This window comes from Promicromonospora sp. NPDC059942, from assembly GCF_042731755.1.
GTDB lineage: Bacteria > Actinomycetota > Actinomycetes > Actinomycetales > Cellulomonadaceae > Promicromonospora.
Genome location: NZ_JBHWLR010000022.1, coordinates 67,415 through 73,958 on the forward strand (window position 1 = coordinate 67,415; position 6,544 = coordinate 73,958).

Consider the following 6,544-nt stretch of genomic DNA (forward strand, 5'->3'; position numbering starts at 1 on the left):
GAGGTTACTCAGCGGGTGCCTTGGCGGCATGGGGTGCGTCGGGGGTGGTGGGTCCGGGTCGGTCGATCTGGTCGGCGAGGTGCTGCGGGGCCTGGATGCAGTAGGAGTCGGTCAGGAGCTCGGTGAGCTCGTCCCAGTCGGTGTGCTGGTCGAGGACGAGGCCGACGACGTTGCTGCCCCAGTCGGCCTTGAAGTACTGGGGTCCGAGGTGCTGGAACGCCGCGACCTCGTCGGGGTCGGCGCGGAAGGTGATCCGGACCAGGCCGTCCTCGCCGCCGAACACGTGGGCGACGGTGGCGTCCCGGGTCTTCCAGGCGACGCCGGTCCAGGCGTCGTGCTCGCGACACTCGGGCAGACGTTCGAGGATCGCGGCGAGCTGCTCGACGACGTCGACGGGGACGGGTGCGCGTTCGGTCACGTGCGTGAGTCTTGCACCCGCCACTGACACGCCTGCTGGGACCACATCCGCCCGGACCACATCCGCCCGGACCACATCCGCGGGACCAGGCCTGCCGGGGCGGCAGGTGTCAGACGAGCCCGAGCTCCCGGGCGCGGACCCCGGCCTGGAAGCGTGACCCGGCGCCGAGGGCGTCCATGAGCTCGGCGACGCGGCGGCGGTAGGTGCGTACGCCGAGTCCGAGCGTGCGGGCGGCGGTCTCGTCCTTGACCCCCTGGCTGAGCAGGTCCAGGACCTGGGGTGCGAGCTGGCGGATCTCGGCGATCCGGTTGTCGTAGACGTCGAGCTCGGTGGCGGACCGCCAGGCGGCGTCGAACAGGGACGTGACGCCCTGGACGGTCTCGCGCTGGGTGATGACGCTGTAGCTGCGTTGCCCGGCGCGGACGTCGCCGGCGAGGATGACCAGGCGGCGGTCGAGGATGATCGTCTCGTTGATCTCGTCGCTCGTGATGCGGATCTGCGCGCCGTGCCGGTCGCGGTCCCGGGCCAGGCCCTGGGCGGCGACGGGGTCGAGCAGCAGGGCGGAGCGGTAGACCTTGCGGATGCGGACGTCGCCGGGGCGGCGGGTGCGGATCGCGTCGGCGAGCTCGCCCGAGGCTTGCGCCCGGGCCCAGGTGGCGAGGTCGTTGGCGGCGCAGGCGACGTCGGTGGCGGTGGCCATCAGGTGCGCCGTGCGCTCCAGGAGCTCGCGCTCGCCGTGCACGATGGTGACCACCTCGCCCGTCTGCATGACGTCGATCATGCCCTCCGGCGTCGCACGGCACCAGGCGCGGACGCCGGAGCGGCAACAACCTGCCATGGCCGCGGTATCGGGCCGGCCCGGAGCGAGGCTGGCTCCATGAGCGCAGAGACGACCACGAACACGAACTCGACCACCACTCCCCCCAGCACCTGGCAGCTCGGCGACCGCACGGTCAACCGCATCGGGCTGGGCGCCATGCGGCTGATGGGCATGCCCTGGGACGAGACGCCCCGTGAGCGCGGCTCGGCGCTCGCGGTGCTGCGCCGGGCCGTCGAGCTCGGCGTGAACCACATCGACACGGCCGCGTTCTACTTCACCGCCACCCGTTCGGCCAACGAGCTGATCGGCGCCGCCCTGCAGCCCGACGCTGACGACCTGGTCATCACCACGAAGGTGGGCCCGGCCCGGTCGCGCGACGGGCAGATGGAGCCCATGGCGCGCCCCGACCAGCTCCGCGGCCAGGTCGAGGAGAACCTGCGGCAGCTCGGTCGCGACCACCTCGACGTCGTCAACCTGCGCTGGGGCACGCGGATGGCGGGCGAGGGACGCGCGCCCGAGTCCATCGCGGAGCACTTCGGCGCGCTCGCGGAGCTGCGTGAGGCGGGCCTGGTCCGGCACCTGGGCGTGTCCAACGTGCTGGCCGAGCAGCTCGCCGAGGCGCTGACCATCGCGCCCGTGGTGTGCGTGCAGAACCAGTACGGCCTCACGCACCGCGAGGACGACGACCTGCTCACCCTGTGCGGCGAGCGCGGCATCGCGTTCGTGCCGTTCTTCGCCGTCGGAGCGGCGGTCCCGGGCGCCTCCCCGGCGGGCGGCCACGACGACACGGGCCGGGCCGAGGTCGAGGCGGTCGCCGCGGCGCACGACGCCACCCCGGCGCAGGTCCGGCTGGCCTGGACCCTGCACCGCGGCCCGCACGTCCTGGCGATCCCCGGCACGGGCAGCGTGGCGCACCTGGAGGAGAACGTCGCCGCGAGCGCCCTGCGGCTCACCGAGGACGAGCTGGCGGTGCTGGACGGGATCGCCTAGTCGCTTGTTCCTCGGGCGGCCTGCCCCCGTTACGGGGACCGTCCAGCCATGCGGATCGTCCCGCCGGGCCGGCGCCGGGTCCGCGTACCCTGACCTGCGTGAGGATCGCGGTCACCGGTTCGACCGGCACGCTCGGCAGTCAGGTCGTCAACCTCCTGGCCGCGAGCGCCGGGCACCAGGTCGTGGCGCTCGCGCGTCGTCCGGAGGCGGTGCCGGCGAGGTTGACGGAGCAGGCGCTGCGGTCGGGCGTGGTGACCGCGGTGCGGGCGGACTACGACGAGCCGGGGTCGCTCGTGGCGGCGCTGGGCGGTGTCGACGTGCTGGTGTTCGTGTCCGGGGACGGTGAGGCCGCGCGGATGGTGGTGCAGCACCAGAACGTGGTGCGGGCCGCCGTCGACGCCGGGGTGGGGCACGTGGTGTACCTGAGCGGGGTGGACGCCGACCTGGCCTCGCCGTTCTGCTACGCGTTCACCAACGGGTGGACGGAGCGGCTGCTGGAGGGCAGTGGGCTGCCGTTCTCGTTCGCTCGTGCGTCACTGTTCACGGAGTTCTTCGCGGCGTTCCTGCGTCCGGCGCTGCGCTCGGGTGAGCTGCGGGTGCCCGCCGGGGACGGCCGGGTGTCGCTGGTCTCGCGGTCGGACGTCGGTCGGTGCCTGGCCGCGCTGGCGGTGCAGCCGCCGAGCGGGCGGCACCACGACCTGACCGGGCCGGCGTCGTCGACCCTTGAGACCGTGGCGCAGGTGCTGAGCGGGATCGCGGGGCGGCCGGTGCGGTACTCCGACGTGCCGCCGCCGGCCCTGGCCGAGGAGCTGGCCAGGGCCGGCGAGGACCCGTGGTGGACGTACGCGTACTGCAGCATGTTCGCCTCGATCCGTGAGGACCGGTGGGGCGGGGTGTCGGGCGAGGTGCTGCGGCTGACGGGCCGGGCCCCGGCGGCGCTGGACGTCGTCGTCCGCGCGACCGCCTGAAGCCCTACCGGTACTGCGCGACGATCGGGCAGTCCATCGGGTCGGCGTGGCCCAGGCCGACGCGGTTGAGGTACTCGACGATGATCCCGTAGGACTCGAACAGCCCGGTCTCGGTGTAGGGGATGCCGCGCTCGGCGCAGAACTCCTGCACGATGGGGCGGACCTGGCGGAGGTTGACGCTGGGCATCCGCGGGAAGACGTGGTGCTCGACCTGGTAGTTCAGGCCGCCCATGGCCCACGCGACGAACCGTCCGCCGCGGATGTTGCGCGACGTGAGGACCTGGCGGCGCAGGAAGTCGATCTCGAGGTCCTTGGGCAGCAGCGGCATGCCCTTGTGGTTGGGGGCGAAGGTGGCGCCCATGTAGACGCCGAAGGTGGCGAGCTGGACCAGCATGAACGCCAGGCCGAGCACCGGGCCGAGGGTGAGGAAGACGAGGGTCGGGAAGCCGATGAGCCGGATGCCCAGGAGCACGCTCTCCGCTCCGCGGTGCTTGATCGCCGGGGTCGTGGCGAGCGTCTGGACCGAGTTGGCGTGCAGCACCGGGCCGAACAGCGCCAGCATCGGGAAGAACAGCCAGCCCTGGCGGCGGGTGACCCAGCCGAGGAACCCGGTGCGCCCGGCCTCCTCCCCCGGTACGAACACGAGCGCCCCCGTGGCGATGTCGCCGTCCTTGCCGATCACGTTGGGGTTGCCGTGGTGCTTGTTGTGCTTGCGGTTCCACCAGCCGATGCTCAGCCCGACGCCGAGGTTGCCGATGATCCGGGAGAACCACTCGTTGTGCTTGCCGGTGCTGAAGATCTGCTGGTGGCCGCCGTCGTGGGCGAGGAAGGCACCCTGGGTGAACACGACGCCGAACAGCGCCGCCACCGCGAGCTGCCACCACGTGTCGCCCAGGGTGAGCAGCAGGGTGAACGCGACCGCGAGGGCCACCACGAATCCGATGGTGCGGCCGACGTACCAGCCGACACGACGTCCCATCAGACCCGCAGCGTTCGCGCGCTCGACGAGCTCGAAGTAGTCGTTGGTCTGCGCGTTGCGGGCCGTGCGTCGTTGGCGGGCCGGGCGGGGCGGGGCGTCGGTCGTCATGGGCGTCAACCTAGGAACTCGGTCGTGGACCGCGCGTCCCCCGCAGGAGCCAATCTCACCCCCTACGCAGGTAGCGGGTCGGGGTCCTCGACGGGCAGGGTCGCGGCGAGCTCGAAGCCGCCGTCGGGCGTGGGGCCGGCGCTGACCGTGCCACCGATCGCCGCCACGCGCTCGCGGATGCCGGCCAGGCCCAGGCGGGCGCCCGGGGTGGGTTCGTCGTCACGGCCGGGGGACGTGTTGGTGACCACGACGCGCAGCTCGTGCCCGTCGCTGCTGATGCGGACGGCGATGGCAGAGCCCGGGGCATGCCGCAACGCGTTGCTCAGCGCCTCCTGGACCACCCGGAACGCGGTGAGGCCGACGACCTCGGACACCTCGGTACCGACCCCCTGGTCGGGAGAAGGGTCGGAGCCCGCGTCGTCGTCCGTGTCGGCGGCGGTGTCGCCGGCAGCGTCGTCGTACATGCCGTCGTACGTGATCTCGGCACCGGAGGCGCGCGTGGACTCGATCAACGCCGTGACGTCGGACAGGCCGGGCAGCGGCGCCGTCGGTGCCGTGTCGTGGCCACGCAGGATGCCGAGCAGCCCGCGCATCTCCCCCAGGGCGCGCCGCGAGGAGGCGGCGATCTCCTCGAACTCGCGCTGCACCGCCTCGTCGAGGCCGGGCTGGCGGTAGCGGGCCGTGGACGCCTGGACGGTGATGACCGACATGCTGTGCGCGACGACGTCGTGCAGCTCGCGCGCGATCCGGTTGCGTTCCTCCAGCTCACGGCGCCGGCTCTTCTCCGCGGCGCTGAGCCGCTCGGCCTGCTCCATGCGCAGCACGCTCAGGCTCCACAGCCGCACGATCACGCCGACCAGCGCGAACCCGCCGCTCAGGGAGACCAGCACGACGCCGTTGGCGAAGGCGGACGGGTGCCCTCCGTCGCTCAGGACCGCGGGCGCCCACACCGTCAGCATCGCGCCGACCGACCACAGGGACGCCGCCCAGTACCAGGAGTGGCGCAGGGCCAGCACGAACACCGTCAGGCAGTGCGCGAGCAGCACCGTGACCGGCCACGGCCAGGGCCACTCGGGGCCGGCGCCGGCGGTGACGATCATCAGGGGCAGGGCGCCCGCGACCGACGCGCCGAGCCCGGCCCACGGCCAGCGCACCGCCAGGATCGCGGCGGCGCAGTTGACGAGCGTGAAGGCCATGGCGGCCGCGGGATGGGTGCCGTACCCGGACGCGGTCACCGGCCAGCCGACGGCGACCAGCGTGACGGCCGCGATCGAGACCAGCGACCACAGCCACACGATCTCGCGCCGGGCGATCGAGGCCGCGTTGACATCCAGCCGGGTCAGCGAGCGCAGCCGGTTGAGGGAACGCGGCCGCGGCGGCGTCTCGGGTGGGTGATCCATCACGCGCAGGCTATGCGCTCGTGCGCCCGTGGCGCGTCACCCGTACGACGGACCCGGTGTCATACTTTCGGGTCGCGTCCGCCCCCGGGGCAGAGGGCGGCTCTGTGCCCCACGTCGGTCTCCAAGGTTAGGTTGTCCCCATGCCACCACCTCCCGACGTCGCCGGGCGCGACATCCGGGTCCTGATCGTCGACGACCAGTCGATGATCCGCGCCGGGTTCGAGGCCCTCCTGAACGCGCACGAGGGGATCACGGTGGTCGGTACGAGCGACGACGGCGCGGGGATCAGCGACGTCGTGCGGCGGGTGCAGCCCGACGTCGTGCTGATGGACATCCGCATGCCCAAGGTCAACGGCCTGGACGCCGCCCGCACGATCCTGGCGATGCCGGGCACCCCGCCCAAGGTGATCATGCTGACCACGTTCGACGCCGACGAGTACGTGTTCTCCGCCCTGCGCGCGGGCGCGAGCGGGTTCCTGCTCAAGGACTCCCCGCCCGAGGAGCTCACCCACGCCGTCCGGACCGTCGCGGCCGGCGACGCGCTCCTGTCCCCCAGGATCACCCGGGCCCTCATCGCGGACTACGCCGCGCGGCCGGCCACGCCCGCCTCGGTGGCGGCCACCCTGGGCGGGCTGACCGACCGCGAGCTCGACGTCATGAAGGCCGTCGCGGCCGGGCGGTCCAACGCCGAGATCGCGACTGAGCTGCACCTGGCCGAGCAGACCGTCAAGACGCACGTCTCGCGCATCCTGAACAAGCTCACCCTGCGTGACCGGACGCAGATGGTGGTCTGCGCCTACGAGTCCGGCCTGGTGCGGGGGGGGGGGCGAAAAAACACACAAAAAACAAGCAAGACAAGGG

General features: G+C 72.6%; 7 protein-coding genes. 3 read left to right on the forward strand and 4 right to left on the reverse strand.

What is annotated here, in order from left to right:
* Window positions 1–4: 4 nt before the first annotated feature.
* Together ACFV9Q_RS25420 and ACFV9Q_RS25425 are read right to left on the reverse strand one after the other, a co-directional pair.
* A complete protein-coding gene (locus ACFV9Q_RS25420; protein ID WP_377236716.1) occupies window positions 5–418 on the reverse strand; it encodes an MmcQ/YjbR family DNA-binding protein in 414 nt (137 codons plus the stop codon).
* A 109-nt stretch (window positions 419–527) separates the two neighbouring features.
* On the reverse strand, window positions 528–1,199 hold the full coding sequence (locus ACFV9Q_RS25425; RefSeq protein ID WP_377236717.1) for a DNA-binding response regulator: 672 nt from the start codon (window positions 1,197–1,199) through the stop codon (window positions 528–530).
* Between the two features lie 96 nt (window positions 1,200–1,295).
* On the opposite strand from ACFV9Q_RS25425, the gene ACFV9Q_RS25430 reads away from it, so the two are divergent.
* Window positions 1,296–2,228, forward strand: coding sequence for an oxidoreductase (locus ACFV9Q_RS25430; RefSeq protein ID WP_377236718.1), 933 nt, complete (start codon window positions 1,296–1,298; stop codon window positions 2,226–2,228).
* Between the two features lie 98 nt (window positions 2,229–2,326).
* Window positions 2,327–3,196: an NmrA family NAD(P)-binding protein gene (locus ACFV9Q_RS25435; protein ID WP_377236719.1), complete on the forward strand. Its 870-nt coding sequence runs from the start codon at window positions 2,327–2,329 to the stop codon at window positions 3,194–3,196.
* A gap of 4 nt (window positions 3,197–3,200) precedes the next feature.
* On the opposite strand, the gene ACFV9Q_RS25440 is transcribed toward ACFV9Q_RS25435, so the two are convergent.
* Both ACFV9Q_RS25440 and ACFV9Q_RS25445 read right to left on the reverse strand, forming a co-directional pair.
* Window positions 3,201–4,283: a fatty acid desaturase family protein gene (locus tag ACFV9Q_RS25440; RefSeq protein WP_377236720.1), complete on the reverse strand. Its 1,083-nt coding sequence runs from the start codon at window positions 4,281–4,283 to the stop codon at window positions 3,201–3,203.
* A gap of 62 nt (window positions 4,284–4,345) precedes the next feature.
* Window positions 4,346–5,683 carry a sensor histidine kinase gene (locus ACFV9Q_RS25445; RefSeq protein ID WP_377236721.1) on the reverse strand — a complete coding sequence of 446 codons (1,338 nt, stop codon included), beginning with the start codon at window positions 5,681–5,683 and terminating at the stop codon, window positions 4,346–4,348.
* 140 nt (window positions 5,684–5,823) lie between these two features.
* Here ACFV9Q_RS25445 and ACFV9Q_RS25450 point away from each other — a divergent pair.
* On the forward strand, window positions 5,824–6,544 hold a 721-nt coding region (locus ACFV9Q_RS25450), incomplete at its 3' end, for a response regulator (protein ID WP_377236722.1).

Excerpts from the sequence above, each read along its gene's own strand:
- ACFV9Q_RS25425 (WP_377236717.1), bottom strand. The coding sequence starts at position 1,199 with ATGATCGACGTCATGCAGACGGGCGAGGTGGTCACCATCGTGCACGGC.
- ACFV9Q_RS25440 (WP_377236720.1), bottom strand. The coding sequence starts at position 4,283 with ATGACGACCGACGCCCCGCCCCGCCCGGCCCGCCAACGACGCACGGCC.
- ACFV9Q_RS25445 (WP_377236721.1), bottom strand. The coding sequence starts at position 5,683 with ATGGATCACCCACCCGAGACGCCGCCGCGGCCGCGTTCCCTCAACCGG.
- ACFV9Q_RS25430 (WP_377236718.1), top strand. The coding sequence starts at position 1,296 with ATGAGCGCAGAGACGACCACGAACACGAACTCGACCACCACTCCCCCC.